This window comes from Curtobacterium sp. ABR8 (assembly GCF_057812125.1).
The window spans coordinates 3,000,583-3,014,209 of the sequence record NZ_CM173818.1; the positions used below are offsets into that span (position 1 = coordinate 3,000,583).

Annotated in this window: 16 protein-coding genes; 7 read left to right on the forward strand and 9 right to left on the reverse strand. The window is 71.9% G+C overall.

The genetic code is table 11. The features are described 5' to 3' along the window. Positions 1-26: 26 nt before the first annotated feature. Both ACXKZB_RS14250 and ACXKZB_RS14255 read left to right on the forward strand, forming a co-directional pair. Positions 27-602: a GNAT family N-acetyltransferase gene (locus ACXKZB_RS14250; RefSeq protein WP_488823550.1), complete on the forward strand. Its 576-nt coding sequence runs from the start codon at positions 27-29 to the stop codon at positions 600-602. Beyond that, on the forward strand, positions 599-1,096 hold the full coding sequence (locus tag ACXKZB_RS14255; RefSeq protein ID WP_488823551.1) for an SRPBCC family protein: 498 nt from the start codon (positions 599-601) through the stop codon (positions 1,094-1,096). The genes ACXKZB_RS14250 and ACXKZB_RS14255 overlap by 4 nt, the downstream gene beginning before the upstream one ends. On the opposite strand, the gene ACXKZB_RS14260 is transcribed toward ACXKZB_RS14255, so the two are convergent. The 6 genes from ACXKZB_RS14260 to ACXKZB_RS14285 are packed head-to-tail and all read right to left on the reverse strand — an operon-like array spanning position 1,063 to position 8,252. Beyond that, complete coding sequence (locus tag ACXKZB_RS14260; protein WP_488823552.1) at positions 1,063-1,896, reverse strand: MurR/RpiR family transcriptional regulator; 834 nt, start codon at positions 1,894-1,896, stop codon at positions 1,063-1,065. The genes ACXKZB_RS14255 and ACXKZB_RS14260 overlap by 34 nt on opposite strands. Next, positions 1,893-3,134 (reverse strand): allantoate amidohydrolase, encoded by a 1,242-nt coding sequence (locus tag ACXKZB_RS14265; protein ID WP_488823553.1) that lies wholly within the window; start codon positions 3,132-3,134, stop codon positions 1,893-1,895. Before ACXKZB_RS14265 ends, ACXKZB_RS14260 begins: the two co-directional genes overlap by 4 nt. Before the next feature lie 14 nt (positions 3,135-3,148). Further along, positions 3,149-4,396 (reverse strand): pyridoxal-phosphate-dependent aminotransferase family protein, encoded by a 1,248-nt coding sequence (locus ACXKZB_RS14270; protein ID WP_488823554.1) that lies wholly within the window; start codon positions 4,394-4,396, stop codon positions 3,149-3,151. 43 nt (positions 4,397-4,439) lie between these two features. Beyond that, the gene (gene allB / locus ACXKZB_RS14275; RefSeq protein WP_488823555.1) at positions 4,440-5,876 is read right to left on the reverse strand and encodes an allantoinase AllB; all 1,437 of its coding nucleotides are present in this window, start codon (positions 5,874-5,876) and stop codon (positions 4,440-4,442) included. Next, positions 5,873-6,637 carry an aspartate/glutamate racemase family protein gene (locus ACXKZB_RS14280; protein WP_488823556.1) on the reverse strand — a complete coding sequence of 255 codons (765 nt, stop codon included), beginning with the start codon at positions 6,635-6,637 and terminating at the stop codon, positions 5,873-5,875. The genes allB and ACXKZB_RS14280 overlap by 4 nt, the downstream gene beginning before the upstream one ends. Positions 6,638-6,692: 55 nt before the next feature. After that, on the reverse strand, positions 6,693-8,252 hold the full coding sequence (locus tag ACXKZB_RS14285; RefSeq protein ID WP_488823557.1) for an NCS1 family nucleobase:cation symporter-1: 1,560 nt from the start codon (positions 8,250-8,252) through the stop codon (positions 6,693-6,695). A 173-nt stretch (positions 8,253-8,425) separates the two neighbouring features. On the opposite strand from ACXKZB_RS14285, the gene ACXKZB_RS14290 reads away from it, so the two are divergent. Together ACXKZB_RS14290 and ACXKZB_RS14295 are read left to right on the forward strand one after the other, a co-directional pair. Further along, complete coding sequence (locus ACXKZB_RS14290; protein WP_488823558.1) at positions 8,426-9,181, forward strand: SGNH/GDSL hydrolase family protein; 756 nt, start codon at positions 8,426-8,428, stop codon at positions 9,179-9,181. Between the two features lie 116 nt (positions 9,182-9,297). Continuing rightward, entirely contained in the window at positions 9,298-9,885 is a 588-nt protein-coding gene (locus ACXKZB_RS14295; RefSeq protein WP_123313958.1) for a VOC family protein, read from the forward strand. A gap of 3 nt (positions 9,886-9,888) precedes the next feature. Here ACXKZB_RS14295 and ACXKZB_RS14300 read toward each other — a convergent pair whose 3' ends face one another. Beyond that, positions 9,889-10,392 (reverse strand): GNAT family N-acetyltransferase, encoded by a 504-nt coding sequence (locus tag ACXKZB_RS14300; protein ID WP_488823559.1) that lies wholly within the window; start codon positions 10,390-10,392, stop codon positions 9,889-9,891. A gap of 4 nt (positions 10,393-10,396) precedes the next feature. Next, entirely contained in the window at positions 10,397-11,752 is a 1,356-nt protein-coding gene (locus ACXKZB_RS14305; protein WP_488823560.1) for an LLM class flavin-dependent oxidoreductase, read from the reverse strand. On the opposite strand from ACXKZB_RS14305, the gene ACXKZB_RS14310 reads away from it, so the two are divergent. Genes ACXKZB_RS14310 through ACXKZB_RS14320 form a run of 3 tightly spaced genes read left to right on the forward strand, consistent with a single transcriptional unit; the run spans position 11,735 to position 13,033 of the window. Further along, positions 11,735-12,109 (forward strand): MarR family winged helix-turn-helix transcriptional regulator, encoded by a 375-nt coding sequence (locus ACXKZB_RS14310; protein WP_488823561.1) that lies wholly within the window; start codon positions 11,735-11,737, stop codon positions 12,107-12,109. The two genes, ACXKZB_RS14305 and ACXKZB_RS14310, sit on opposite strands and share 18 nt — an antisense overlap. 52 nt (positions 12,110-12,161) lie before the next feature. Next, positions 12,162-12,404 (forward strand): hypothetical protein, encoded by a 243-nt coding sequence (locus ACXKZB_RS14315; RefSeq protein ID WP_488823562.1) that lies wholly within the window; start codon positions 12,162-12,164, stop codon positions 12,402-12,404. Between the two features lie 53 nt (positions 12,405-12,457). Further along, a complete protein-coding gene (locus tag ACXKZB_RS14320; RefSeq protein WP_488823563.1) occupies positions 12,458-13,033 on the forward strand; it encodes an HdeD family acid-resistance protein in 576 nt (191 codons plus the stop codon). A 23-nt stretch (positions 13,034-13,056) separates the two neighbouring features. Here the strand turns inward: ACXKZB_RS14320 and ACXKZB_RS14325 are convergent, their stop codons facing one another. Continuing rightward, the gene (locus ACXKZB_RS14325) at positions 13,057-13,626 is read right to left on the reverse strand and encodes a uridine kinase family protein (RefSeq protein WP_488823564.1); all 570 of its coding nucleotides are present in this window, start codon (positions 13,624-13,626) and stop codon (positions 13,057-13,059) included. Between the last annotated feature and the right edge of the window lies 1 nt (position 13,627).

The following is a 13,627-nucleotide window of genomic DNA, read 5'->3' on the forward strand; positions in this document are numbered from 1 at the left end:
CACGTCCTCGTGGCTAGGCTCGGCACGTGGACCCCGTCACCCTCCGGACCGATCGCCTGGTGCTCTCCGTGCCGGAACCGTCCGACGCGGAGGACGTCATCGCCTACGCGAACGACCCGGACGTCGTCGCCTACACGCCCGTGCCGGTGCCGTACGGCCACGCTGAGGCGCACCACTGGATCACCGACGTCGTGCGCGCGGGCTGGTCCACGGACTCCCGCTACGAGTTCGGCATCCGGCGGGCCGACGACCTCCGACTGCTCGGGACGATCGGGCTGTTCGGGTTCGTCGACGGCGCGGCGGAGGTCGGCTACGCCGTGCACCCGGACGGTCGTGGCCACGGCTTCGTGACCGAGGCCGCAGCCGCCGTCCTGGAGTGGGCGTTCGCGCCGTCTCCCGACGGACTCGGGCTCGTCCGCGTGCAGTGGCGGGCGATCGCGACGAACGCCCCGTCCGCGGCGACCGCGCAGCGGCTCGGGCTCCGCTACGAGGGGCGACTCCGGTCCGGTGTGTCCCACCGCGGGCGACGCCACGACCAGCTCATCGCGGCCGCTCTGCGCGACGACGACCGCTCGACGCCGACGGTCTGGCCCGCGACGTGACGGTGTCGTTCCGGGTCGTCACCGAACTCGCTGCCCCGCCCGAGCGCGCGTTCGCGCTGTCGCTCGACATCGGCGCGCACGAGCGGTCGATGGCCGCGACCGACGAACGCGCCGTCGCCGGCACGACCTCCGGCACGATCGGCCTGGGCGAGTCCGTCACCTGGCGCGCGCGGCACTTCGGGATCGTCTGGCGGATGACGAGTGAGATCACCGCTCTGGAGGCCGCGCACCGGTTCGTCGACGAACAGGTGCGTGGGCCGTTCGCCCGGTTCCACCACGAGCACCGGTTCGAGCCGTCGGCCGGCGGCACGCGCATGGTCGACACCATCACCTTCCGGGCGCCGTTCGGTCCCCTCGGTCGGCTGGCCGAGGTCGTCGCGCTCGAGCGCTACCTGCCGCGGCTCATCCGGGAGCGGAACGCGTCGCTCGCCGCCGAACTGCAGGCCGACGGCGACGACGGTCAGGGCGCCGCGAGCTCCCCCAGCGCGTCGTAGGCACTCGCCACCGCGTCGACCCGCGCGCGGCCAGCCGGCCCCGAGGCTTCGTACACGTCGTTCGCGATGGCCGCGACGACCGCGAACATGGCCGCCATGGAGTCGAACGCTGCCGGTGAGTCGACCGGGCACAGGATCGCGGTGTTCGCCGGTGCCGCGATGACGGCGGCGGTCGGGTCGCCCAGCACGACGACGTCGGCGCCGGTCGACACGCAGTGCCGCACGATCCGGTCGACCCCGGCGGTGTGGCGGCGCACGGTCACCAGGACGACGAGGTCACGACGGTCGAGGTCGGCGACCTCTTCTCCGAGCCGCTGCCCAGGCGCCGGACCGACCCGGACGTCGGAGCGGACCTGGGCGAGCTGCGCGCGGAGCTGCAGCGCCACCGGGTAGGCGCCACGCTCCCCGAACACGAGCACACGGCGGGCACGGACGATGCGCCGCGCGAGCCGCGGACGATCGGCACGGGCCAGCGAGGCGAACGCGGCGTCGAGGTTGCGCGCCTCGACCGCGCGCTGGTCGACGTGGGCGGCGTCCTCCGCCACCCACGGCAGGCCGGAGCCGCGTGCGGACATCAGGTTCTGCCGGACCTCGGCCGCGTCCTGGAACCCGAGCGACCGGACGAGCCGGGACACCGTGGCCTTCGACGTGCCCGACTCGGCGGCGAGCTCGGCCGAGGTGCCGACGAGCAGGAGTTCCGGGTCGTGCCGGACCATCGCGGCGACGCGTCGTTCGGCGGGCGAGAGCTGCTCCCAGACGGAGTCGATGCGGGCGCGGACGTCGGGTCCGGCGGTGCTCATGCCCGGGCCACCCGGTCCACCGCGACGGCGAGCGCGTCGAGCCCGAGCGCGATGTCGGGCGTCGAGACGAACTCGTCCGGGTGGTGGCTGATGCCGTCCGGGTTGCGGAGGAACAGCATCGCGACGTCGGTGACGAGCCCGAGCGACATGGCGTCGTGTCCGGCTCGCGAGAACAACTCCATCGGGGCGGTCTCGCCGGTGGACTCGATGCCGGCGCGGACGGCGTCCATCAGCCGCGGCGCGCAGAACACCGCCGGCGCCCGGTGCACCTCGGTCGGCGTGACACTGACCCCGCGCCGTTCGCCGATCAGCGAGAACGCCTTCGTGAGCTCGTCCCACACCGCGTCGCGGCCGTCGTCGAACTCGCCGCGCAGGTCCACCGAGAACCGCGCGAGCCCGGGGACCACGTTCACCGCGCCCGGCTCGACGGTCATCGTGCCGACGGTGCCGACGTGGTGCGACTCGCGGCAGATCCGCTCGACGGCGAGGGCCGCCTCGGCCGCGGCGAGCAGGGCGTCGTGTCGACGCTCGTACGGGGTGCCGCCGGCGTGCCGGGCCTCACCGACGGCTTCGACCGAGAAGCGCCGGGCGCTCGCGATGCTCGTGACCACACCGAGCGCCTGACCGGCCTGCTCGAGGTACGGGCCCTGTTCGATGTGCGCCTCGAGGTACCCGGCGAGCGTCGTCGGGTCCGCCGCGGCGTCACCGACGCGGGAGGGGTCGAGCCCGAACCGGGTGAAGGCCTCGCGCAGGGTGACGCCGTCGCCGTCCGCCAGGTCCCACCAGGACTCGTCCCACACCCCGGCGACGGCGGACGACCCGAGCAGGGCCTTGCCGAACCGGGTCCCCTCTTCGTCGGAGAACGCGATCACCTCGAGCGCGACGGGCAGCGGTCCCGCAGCCGTCAACCGAGCGGCGGTGCGGACGGCCATCAGGACCCCGACGATGCCGTCGTACCGGCCGGCGTCCACCACGGTGTCCAGGTGCGAGCCGAGCAGCAGCACGGGGGCGTCGGGCGTCGCGCCGTCGACCCGTCCGTGCAGGTTGCCGGCGGCGTCCTGCCAGGTGCTGAGTCCGGCGTCCTGCATCCACCCGGCGACGATCGCGTTGACGCGCGCGTGCTCGGGTGACAGGTACACGCGCGTGATCCGGCCGGTCTCCTCGGTGACCAGCGCGAGCTCGTCGCACCACCGTGCCACGAGCTCGGCGTCCGCGGTGCCGAGCGCGGTGGCGCTCACGACCGGGGCCGCGTTCACGCCGGCACCCCGACCGGCGCACCGGAGAGGGTGCTGTCACGGTAGAGGTCCAGGGCGGCGTCGACCCCACCGCCGTGCGGGACGGCGTGCCCGGCCCGGCGGAGTGCGTGTTCGAGGGCGGCGAGCGTCGTCACCACGGTGTCCTTGCGGGCGTTGTAGCCCATGGTGCCGATGCGCCAGACCTTGCCGTGCAGCGGTCCGAACGAGGTTCCGATCTCGATGCCGTGGTCGTCGAGCATCGATGCCCGCACCTGGTCGCCGACGACGTCGGAGGGGATCTCCACCGCGACGACGTTGTGCATCTTGTGCGCGACGTCACCGAACACCTCGAGTCCGAGCGCCTGCACGCCCAGCAGCATCGCGCGCCCCGCGAGCTCGTGGCGTGCGATCGCCTGCTCGATCCCTTCGTCGAGCAGGATGCGGGCGCACTCGTTGGCGGCGTAGAGCATCGAGGCGGCCTCGGTGTGGTGGTTCAGCCGCCGCGGACCCCAGTAGTCCAGGATCATCGCGAGGTCCAGGTAGTTCGAGCGGATCGGCTCGTCGGCGACGTCGTCACCGGGTTCGCGGATGCCGGCCTCGACGCTGCGGCGCTCGTCGAGCACCGCGGTCGCCCGCGGCGAGACGGTGACCGGCGCGCTGCCGGAGGGGCCGCCGAGGCACTTCTGCAGCCCGGCGCTGACGGCGTCGATGCCCCAGGCGTCGACCTCGAGCGGGTTGCCGCCGACGGTCGCCGTCGCGTCGGTGTAGAAGAGCACGCCGTGCCGCTCGCAGATCGCGCCCAGTTCGTCGAGCGGCTGGTTCATCGTCGTGGACGTGTCGCCCTGCACGATCGCCAGCACCTTCGGCCGGACGCGGACGATGGCGTCCTCGATCGCAGACGGCGTGAACACCTGACCCCACGCGGTCTCGATGGTGTGGACCTCGGCCCCGGCACGGCCGGCGATCTCGGCGAGCAGGTGCCCGAACCGGCCGAACACCGGCACGAGCACGCGGTCACCCGGCGCGAGGAGCGACACGAGCACCGCCTCGATCCCGGCGCGCGAGGTGCCGTCGACGAGCACGGTGGCCTCGTTCGCGGTGCCGAACACACCGCGGTACAGCTCCTGGGTGTCGTTCATGGCGGAGGTCATCCACGGGTCGTACTGCCCGACGAGCGGGGTCGACAGGGCGCGGAGCACGCGCGGGTCGGCGGTGATCGGGCCGGGGCCCATCAGGAGGCGGGCTGGCGGGTTCACGGGGTGCATGGCGGGTCCTTCCGTTCCGGAATCGAGCGTACCGGAACGATCGTTACAGACGTGTTTCGGTGACGGCAGCGGTCGCGGGGACGCGGCCCGGACGGTCGACGAGCTGCCCGTCGACGGCCGTGACGCCGGACGCGGTGGACGCCACCACGCGCCCGCGCAACCAGGTCTCGGTGACGCGCCCCCGGGCCTCCAGGCCGGCGAACGCGGACACCGGGTTGCGGTGGGCGAGGCCGGCCACGTCGATGACCGCCGTGGCGGACGGTTCGAACACGGCGAAGTGGGCGAGCGCACCGGGGGCGATGACCCCGCGGTCGGCGAAGCCGACGAGCGCTGCCGGACCGGTGGTGAACAGCGGCAGCAGCGCCTCGAGCGGGACGCCGCGACGGAGGGCCTCGGTCCAGACGGCACGGAACCCGACCTGCAGGCCGGCGATCCCGCCCCAGGCGAGGCCCCAGTCGTCGACCTTGAGGTCGGCGGTCGACGGCGAGTGGTCCGACACGACCATGTCGATCGTGCCGTCGAGTACGCCCGCCCACAGGGCGTCGCGGTTCGCGTCGTCGCGGATCGGCGGGCAGCACTTGTACTCCGTCGCGCCGTCCGGGATCGTCCCGGACTCGAACGACAGGTAGTGCGGGCAGGTCTCGACCGTGATCCGGACGCCGTCGTCCTTCGCGGCACGGATCATCGGGATCGCGCCGGCGTCGGACAGGTGCAGGACGTGGACCCGGGCGCCGGTGGCCCGTGCGCCGTCGATGACCCGGGCGATCGCGGACCGCTCCGCGTCGACCGGGCGGGTGGCGAGGAAGTCCTCGTAGTGACCGCCGAGCGCGTCGTGGTCGACCAGGAACTCGGGGTCCTCGGCGTGCACGATGAGCAGCGCGTCGATCCGGGCGACCTCCTCGATCGCGGCGCGCAGCTGGTCGGCGTCGAGGTGCGGGAACTCGTCGACCCCGGACGGCGCGGTGAAGCACTTGAACCCGAAGACGCCGGCGTCGTGCAGCGCGCCGAGCGCGCCGGCGTTGTCCGGCACGGCCCCGCCCCAGAACCCGACGTCGACGGCGACCCGCCCCTCGGCACTCGCGCGCTTCACGGCGAGCGCCTCGACCGTCGTCGTCGCGGGGATCGAGTTGAGCGGCATGTCGATGATCGTCGTGACCCCGCCGAGCGCAGCGGCCCGCGTCGCGGACGCGAACCCCTCCCACTCGGTGCGGCCGGGTTCGTTGACGTGCACGTGCGTGTCGACGAGGCCGGGCAGCAGGACCTGGCCGTCCGGTACGGTGCGGTCGTCGCGCGTGCGGACCACGGCGTCGGCTGGCAGGACGCCGTCGACGCGACCGTCGCGCACGACGACCGCCGCGGGGCGGAACGCTCCGTCGATCCACGCGCGGTCCGCGCGCAGGACGAGGTCCGCGACGGTGTCGGTGTCGACGTCGGTGCGGGTGTCGACGTCGGTCCGGGCGTCGACCGGGAGGCCCGTCATGCGCCCGCCCCGACCATCGCGCCCGCCACCGGCCGGCGTTCGAAGCCTGCCAGCAGACCCGACATCGCCTTCGTCGGCGGGGTGGCGTACTCGCCGTGCTTCCCCGTCGCGAGCCCGAGCCGCACGAGCGACTCGGCGAGCACGGTCGCCGCGGCGACGCCGTCGACGACCGGCGCGCCGATCGCCCGCGAGACCTCGGCACAGAAGTCCGCCATCCCCGCGCAGCCGAGCACGACCGCGTCGGCTCCGCCGGCGATGACGGCCCGGCACTCCTCGATCACCAGGGCGCGCGCACCGGAGGCGGGGTCGTCGAGTTCGAGCACCGCGACCTCGCACGCCCGGATCTCGGTGACGAGCGAGGCGAAGCCGTAGCGCTCGGCGAGCTCGTGGGCCCGTCCCGTCGTCCGGGCCAGGGTCGTCACGACGCCGAACCGGCGCCCGAGCATCGCCGCCGCGTGGAAGCCCGCCTCCGCGATCCCGATGACCGGCCCGGTGGCGAGTTCCCGCGCCGCGTCGAGCCCGGGGTCGCCGAAGCAGGCGACGACGTAGGCGGCCACGCCGTCCTGCTCCCCGAGCGCGATCTGCTCGAGGAGCCCCGGCACCGCGAGCGCCTCTTCGTAGTGGCTCTCGATCGATGCCGGGCCCATCGTGGGGTTCACGGCCTCGACGATCGTGCCCGGGCCGGCGACCGCGGTGGCGGCGACGCCGATCGAGCGGGTCATCGAGGCGGTGGTGTTCGGGTTGACGACGCGGATGCGCATCGGGGTCCTTCCGGTGGTGCGGGTGTCGCTGGTGGGTCGCTGTCGCTGGGGCGTCTCAGGCTCGTCCGACGGCGGCGCCGTCGTCGACCGTCGGGTCGTCCGCAGCGAGTTCCGGCATGCTCGGCCGGACCCGCTCGAGGGCCCAGAAGACCACGAGTCCCAGGCCGCAGCCGATGAACCAGCTGTAGTTGTTCAGCCCGGGCAGGATCCCGAGGGCCGGCGGCAGGACCGCGCTGGCGACCGAGACCACACCGGTGACGACGAGGGTGCCGATGGCGTTGGGGTTGAAGCCGCCGCGGTACCAGTACCGGGCCGAGGTGTCCTTCGTGTACATGTCGTCGACGGCGATCCGCTGCTTCCCGACGATGTAGTACCCGGCGACCAGGATGCCGAACAGCGGTCCGATCAGGGCACCGAGCACCCCGAGCGTGTACAGGATGGCCTGGTCGTTGCCGTACCAGTTCCACGGGGTCAGCAGCACGGAGCCGACCGCCGCGATCATGCCACCGGCTCGCCACGAGATCTTGCGCGGCGCGACGTTCGAGAAGTCGAACGCGGGGCTGATGAAGTTCGCGACGATGTTGATGCCGACCGTCGCGGTGACGAAGGTCAGACCGCCGAGCAGGATCGCGAACGGGGCGCCGATCGCCTGCACCGTCTCGATCGGGTCGGTGATGAGCTTGCCGAACACCGGCACCGTCGCACTCGCACACAGCACGGTGAGCACCGAGAAGAACAGGAAGTTGATCGGCAGGCCCCAGAAGTTGCCGCGCTTGACCGACCGGAACGACCTGCCGTAGCGCGAGAAGTCACCGAAGTTGAGCATCGGGCCGGAGAAGTAGCTGACCACCAGGGCGACCGCGGACAGCATGACCGGGATGGACGCGCCGAAGGACAGCGGCTCCCCCACCGACAGCGTGAACGAGATGTTGCCGATGCCGGCCTGGCTGACGAGGTAGATCGCCAGCGCGATCATCACGACGTACACCGCCGGGCCCGCCCAGTCGATGAACTTCTTGATGGCCTCCATGCCCATCCAGAACAGGGCGCCCTGCGCGACCCACAGGATCGCGTACGAGATCCAGCCGAGCGCCGACAGCCCCAGGAACGAGTGCTCGAGCAGTCCGGCCGAGGCGGGGATGAACTTCAGGAAGATGATGTTGAGCGACTGCGCGGCCAGGAACGTCTGCACGCCGTACCAGGCCATCGCGATGAGGCCACGGATGATCGCCGGGACGTTCGCGCCGAGCACCCCGAACACCGCTCGGTTGATCACCGGGTACGGCACCCCGGTGCGCTGGGAGGGCTTGGCGACGAGGTTGGCGAAGACCTGGACGATCAGGATGCCGACCACCAGGGCGATGAGCACCTGCCAGCTCGCAATGCCCAGCGCGAAGAGCGAGCCGGCGGTGACGTAGCCGCCGACCGAGTGCACGTCGGACATCCAGAACGCGAAGAAGTTGTAGCTCGTCCAGCTCTGCTTGCGCAGCGGGGCGAGGTCCTCGTTCGTGAGCGCCGGGTCGTACCCGGGCTTGACGACGCCGGCACCTGCGGGTGCAGCGGTCGTGGTGGGGGCGTGGGGCGCTGCGACGGGTGTCGCGAGATCGGTAGCCATGGCGTCCTCCGAGGGAGTGGGGTGCGGAGGCGGTGATCGCCTCCACCACAGAAGCTAGGGAGCCTCTTCGCGCCCGCCGTTTCCCTCGTGTAACGGTCGTGTGTCGTGGACACGGTCCTGAAACGCTCGTTCCGGACTAGAACGTGCACAGGTGTGTGCACGATGATGGGCGCATGCCTGACACCATCCGCTACGTCGCGATCGGCGACAGCTTCTCGGAGGGCCTCGGCGACGCCGGTGTCGTACCGTTCCCCGGCTGGACCGGCCGACTCGCGAGCGGCATGGCCCGAGCGCACGACACGGACGTCCGGTACGCCAACCTCGCCGTCCGCGGGCGCCTGCTCGCCGGGGTCCTCGGCGACCAGCTCGACGCCGCGCTGGCGCTCGACCCCACGCCGACGCTCGTCACCTTCTGCGCCGGCGGCAACGACCTGCTGCGGCCGCGGTTCGACGCCCGTGCCCTCGTCGCCCCGCTCGACGAAGCGGTCAGGACGGTCCTCGACCGCGGCGTCCACCTGGCGCTGCTCAGCCCGGCCGACCCGAGCGCCCGGCTCCCCCTGGGACACCTCATCAACGCGCGCGGCGACGCCTGGGCCGATGCCCTCGCCGACCTCGCCCGCCGGTACGACCTGCCCTTCGTCGACGTGTCCCGCGATCCGCACCTGCGCCGCGCGGAGTTCTGGTCCGAGGACCGGCTGCACATGAACGACACCGGCCACCAGCGCGTCGCCGACCTCGCCCTGCACGCGATCGGGGACGGCCCCCTGCCCGCCGAGCCGGTGTCGGAGCCGACCGGCCGGGCCCGGCTCGCCGAGGAACTCCGCTACTACCGCGAGCACGTCCTGCCCTGGGTGCAGCGCCGCGTCACCCGGCGGTCGTCGGGCGACGGTCGGTCGGCAACCTACCCGGAGTGGACCGCGGTCGGCTGATCACGCAGGATCACGGCGGTTCTCCGCACGCTCGCCGCGGTCGGCTTGTCGTCACCCGGCGCACCGGTTCTACTCGGATGGATCACGTCCGAGCCGAACTCAGGGGAGACGGCACCATGACCACTGCGCCACGCCCATCCGGCACCACCGCGACACGTACCCCGACCGTCAGCACCCCGACGGGCACCCCCAGCACCGCGCACGGCATCGACCACATCGGCCTCACCGTGCCCGACATCGACCAGGCGACCGACTTCTTCGTCCTCGGACTCGACGCGGTCCCGCTCTACGACCGGTTCCTCCGGAGCGAACCGCTCCGCGGCGAACCCGACGTGCAGCGCCGGCTCGGCATCCCGAAGACGATGGCCCAGGGTGCGCTGCGGATGCTCGCGCTGCCCAACGGCCCGGGCCTCGAGCTCTTCGAGTACCACGGTCCCGATCAACGCCCGGCTGCCCGGGCGAGCGACATCGGCTGGCAGCACGTCGCGTTCTACGTCGACGACATCGACCACGCGCTGTCGCACCTCGAGACCGCCGGGGGTCAGCGCTACGCCGACCCACGGGACCTGGGCGGCAACGAGGGTGGGTACGGCAACCGGTTCGTCTACGTCGGGACCCCGTGGGGATCGACGATCGAGCTGATCACCTACCCGAGCAGGCAGTCGTACGAGGACCACGCCCCCCGACGCAAGTGGCGTGTCTGAGGGTCAGCGCACCGAGCCCGTCGCGATGTACGTCCGCGTCGGTTCGCCGGTGAGGGCGTGCGGGAACTCGACCCCGTCCGCCCGGAACCCGCCGGCCTCGTAGAGCCGCAACGCCCGCTCGTTGCCGGCGAGCGCGTGCAGGACCACCGCGGGGTGTCCGGCAGCCGACGCCGCGTCGACCGACGCAGCCAGGAGCGCACGGCCGACACCCCGCGCCTGCACGTCCGGACGGACGGCGAGCAGGGAGAGGTACGCGGCGTCGGACGGGTCGGTCGACCGGCCGGTCCCCGGAGCCGTCACGAGCGCGAACCCGTCGATCGCGCCGGCCGCTCCCGCAGCGACGACCAAGGCGACCCGCGGCACGGCGAACTTCGACGCCGCGCGGGCTCGCACGGCACCGGACTCCGGCACGCCGTCCCGCGCCGCGACCGCTGCGACCCACAGGTCGACACAGGCCGACACCTCGTCCGGGGCCGCTGGACGCACGGACACGGACGGTTCGATCACCCGATCAGCCTACGACCGCGCTGCTGCCGATCCTGAACGACGCCCCACGGTGCTCGTCGGGCAGCCGGTCCCCGCGGCCGTGCAGCTTGTGCCGCAGCGACCCGGGCTCGTAGCCGGTCGGGTACGCGCCGCGGGCCCGGAGTTCCGGGATGACGAACTCGATGACGTCCTCCCACGTGCCCGGTGTCACCGCGTACGCCAGGTTGAACCCGTCGACGTCGGTCAGCTCCTGGATCTCCTGCAGCCGGTCGGCGATGGTCGCTCCCCCGCCGACCGCGACCGGACCGAGTCCACCGATCGCCGTGTGCCGGGCGAGGTCGCGGATCGTCCACGAACTGCCGTCCTCACCCGTCGCCGCCGCGATGTTCGCCGCCGCCGACTGGATCGCGTTCGACTCGACGTCACCGAGGGGCTCGTCGAGGTCCCACTGCGACAGGTCGATGCCCATCCACCCGGAGTTGAGCACCAGCGCGCCGAGCTCCGACGCGTACGACAGGTAGTCCTCGTACTTCGCCTGGGCCAGCTCGTCGGTGGCGTCCGTGATCACGGTGAGCAGTGTGTAGACGCGGGCGGCGTACCGGTCGCGACCAGCTGCCTCCAGGGCGTCACGGACCTTCGCGACGGTCGACGCGAGCTGCTCGACGGTCGGGGCGCCCACGAAGACCGCCTCGGCGTTCTCCGCTGCGAAGCGGATGCCGCGCGGCGACGCGCCCGCCTGGTAGATGACGGGCGACCGCTGCACCGACGGCTCGGACAGGTGGATGCCCGGCACGTCGAAGTGCGTGCCGTGGTGTTCGATCGGGTGCACCTTCGCCGGGTCGGTGAAGACGCCGGACTCGCGGTCGGCGACGACCGCGTCGTCCTCCCACGAGCCCTCCCACAGCTTGTAGAGGACCTCGAGGTACTCGTCGGCCACGTCGTACCGGTCGTCGTGCGACAGCTGGTCGGTCTGACCCATGTTCCGCGCGGCACTCGGCAGGTACCCGGTGACGACGTTCCAGCCGACCCGTCCCTTGGTCAGGTGGTCGAGGGTGGAGATGCGCCGGGCGAACGGGTACGGGTGCTCGTACGCCGTCCCCGCCGTGATGCCGAAGCCCAGGTGCTCGGTCACCGAGGCCATCGCCGACACCAGCAGGATCGGGTCGTTCACGGGCACCTGCGACCCGGTGCGGAGCGCGGCCTCGTTCGAGTCGCCGTAGACGTCGTACGTCCCCAGGACGTCGGCGATGAAGATGCCGTCGAACGCGCCGCCCTCGAGCGTCTTCGCGAGGTCGGTCCAGTAGGTCAGGTCGCGGTAGTCCCGCGATCGGTCACGCGGGTGCCGCCACAGTCCGGAGGACTGGTGCGCGACGCAGTTCATGTCGAACGCGTTGAAGCGTGCCTCGAACTCCTGGCGCAGCGGCCCGGACTGTCGAACTCCGAGCTCGCGCGCGGCGCGTTCGTCACCCGGCAGTCGATGAACGTGCTGCTGCAGACGCTGGAACGGGACGGCTTCGTGACGCGGGCCACCGAAGCGCCGTTCGGCAAGGCGCTCCCGACGCGCTTGACGGCGAGCGGCCGCACGAGCCTCGAGCGGGCGAGTGCAGCCGTCCGCGGTGTCGAGGTCCGCATGCTCGGCGGACTGTCCGACGAGCAGCAGGCAGCGGCGAGGGGGGCATTGCGCAGCATGGTGCGCTCCCTCCGTGGAACCGCCGACGACGGGGTCAGCTCGGTCTGACCACGCGGTACCCTGCCACTGACATTGACGTATTTCATGAGGGGGACCGTTCATGCACGAGGACTTCACCGGCCTGTACCTGTCGAGCCTCTGGCTCAGCGTCGCGATGCTCGCCGGCGGATTCGCCCGGACCAGGAACCGATCGGCGTGGACCTGGTTCGTCCTGACGCTGCTGTTCGGTCCGCTCGCGGTGCTGCTCCTCGTCACGTGGCCGGCACGCTCGCCGGGACGCACCGACCCCGAGCGGACCGATGCGTCCGCACGGACACCGGACACGGGCGGTTCCGAGGAGTAGCCCTGACGCAGAAGCGCGCAGGACCAGATCCTCTCAGGGAAGGGCGGACACCCATGGCGCTGCAGGACGGCGACGTCACCGACGTCGGCGGGGACCGACGACTGCGGACCGCGCTGCTGATCGTCGGCATCGTGGCGGTCCTCGTCGGCGTCGCATCGCTCGTGCTCCCACACGCGACACTGTTCGCGGTCGCGTGGGTGTTCGGCGTCTACCTGGTGGTGTCCGGACTGTCGATGATCGTCCGTGCATTCGCACGCGGGATCGGCACCGGCCGCCGAATCGGCTTGGTCGTCCTCGGTGCACTGATCCTGGCCGGCGGCATCGTCGCGATAGTCGTTCCACCGGTCGGGGTGCGGTGGATCGCGTTCGTGATCGGCTTCGCATGGCTGCTCGAGGGCATCACACTGCTCTACGCCCCGACACCGACGAACCGTGCGCTGACCATCGGTGCCGCGGTGCTCAGCATCGTCATCGGCGTGCTCGTGATCAACCTGCCGTCCATCGGAGCAGCGCTCGCCGTCGTCGCGATCGCGGGCTTCCTGATCCTGTTCGGCATCGTGCAGATCGCACTCGGGATCACCCTCGGACGCGCTGACCGGTCCGAGCCGCCCGCCGGTCGTTCGGCCTGAACACTGCTTTCCACAGGGGTTCGTCACCCAGCGGAGAAGACGACGGCACCGCCCCGCGGGGCGAACCGCGCTTCGAAGTCGCGTTCGTTGGGGATCCACACGTCTCGCCACAGGCGATCATGGTCACGTCCGAGCCGGCGATCGCGGGCCATGCCGCGACGAGCGGCGGTGTCGAGGTCCACATCACACCAGACCGCGACATCGATGTGCGGCATGGCGTCCGGGTGGAAGAGGCCGATGAGGTCGACGATCACGACGTCCGTCGTCGGCAGCGGCTCTACGGGGCCGAGCGCCCGGACCGACCAGTCGAACCGCTGGAACGTACTCGCCCGTCCCGCTCGGTGCGGTTCGAGGACGGACGACGTCAGACGCTCCCGATCGACGCCGTCCCAGTCGATCGATCGCCGATGGGACCGCTCCGGATCGAGGAAGTCGTCTCCGCGGATCCGCACTGCGCCCGGCAACGCACCGGCCACACTGCGCGCCAGCGTGGACTTCCCGGAGCCGCAGTACCCCGAGATTCCGACGACGATGGGATGTCCAGCCGAGGTGCGGCGCCCCGCCACGAGGTCGATGACATCGTCCAGATCCATC

What these genes read in the sequence shown, in the direction of transcription:
- allB (WP_488823555.1), bottom strand. Translation starts at nt 5,876, where the DNA reads ATGACGGGCCTCCCGGTCGACGCCCGGACCGACGTCGACACCCGCACC.
- ACXKZB_RS14270 (WP_488823554.1), bottom strand. Translation starts at nt 4,396, where the DNA reads ATGCACCCCGTGAACCCGCCAGCCCGCCTCCTGATGGGCCCCGGCCCG.
- ACXKZB_RS14315 (WP_488823562.1), top strand. Translation starts at nt 12,162, where the DNA reads ATGCACGAGGACTTCACCGGCCTGTACCTGTCGAGCCTCTGGCTCAGC.
- ACXKZB_RS14320 (WP_488823563.1), top strand. Translation starts at nt 12,458, where the DNA reads ATGGCGCTGCAGGACGGCGACGTCACCGACGTCGGCGGGGACCGACGA.
- ACXKZB_RS14325 (WP_488823564.1), bottom strand. Translation starts at nt 13,626, where the DNA reads ATGGATCTGGACGATGTCATCGACCTCGTGGCGGGGCGCCGCACCTCG.
- ACXKZB_RS14285 (WP_488823557.1), bottom strand. Translation starts at nt 8,252, where the DNA reads ATGGCTACCGATCTCGCGACACCCGTCGCAGCGCCCCACGCCCCCACC.
- ACXKZB_RS14280 (WP_488823556.1), bottom strand. Translation starts at nt 6,637, where the DNA reads ATGCGCATCCGCGTCGTCAACCCGAACACCACCGCCTCGATGACCCGC.
- ACXKZB_RS14295 (WP_123313958.1), top strand. Translation starts at nt 9,298, where the DNA reads ATGACCACTGCGCCACGCCCATCCGGCACCACCGCGACACGTACCCCG.
- ACXKZB_RS14305 (WP_488823560.1), bottom strand. Translation starts at nt 11,752, where the DNA reads ATGAACTGCGTCGCGCACCAGTCCTCCGGACTGTGGCGGCACCCGCGT.
- ACXKZB_RS14290 (WP_488823558.1), top strand. Translation starts at nt 8,426, where the DNA reads ATGCCTGACACCATCCGCTACGTCGCGATCGGCGACAGCTTCTCGGAG.
- ACXKZB_RS14260 (WP_488823552.1), bottom strand. Translation starts at nt 1,896, where the DNA reads ATGAGCACCGCCGGACCCGACGTCCGCGCCCGCATCGACTCCGTCTGG.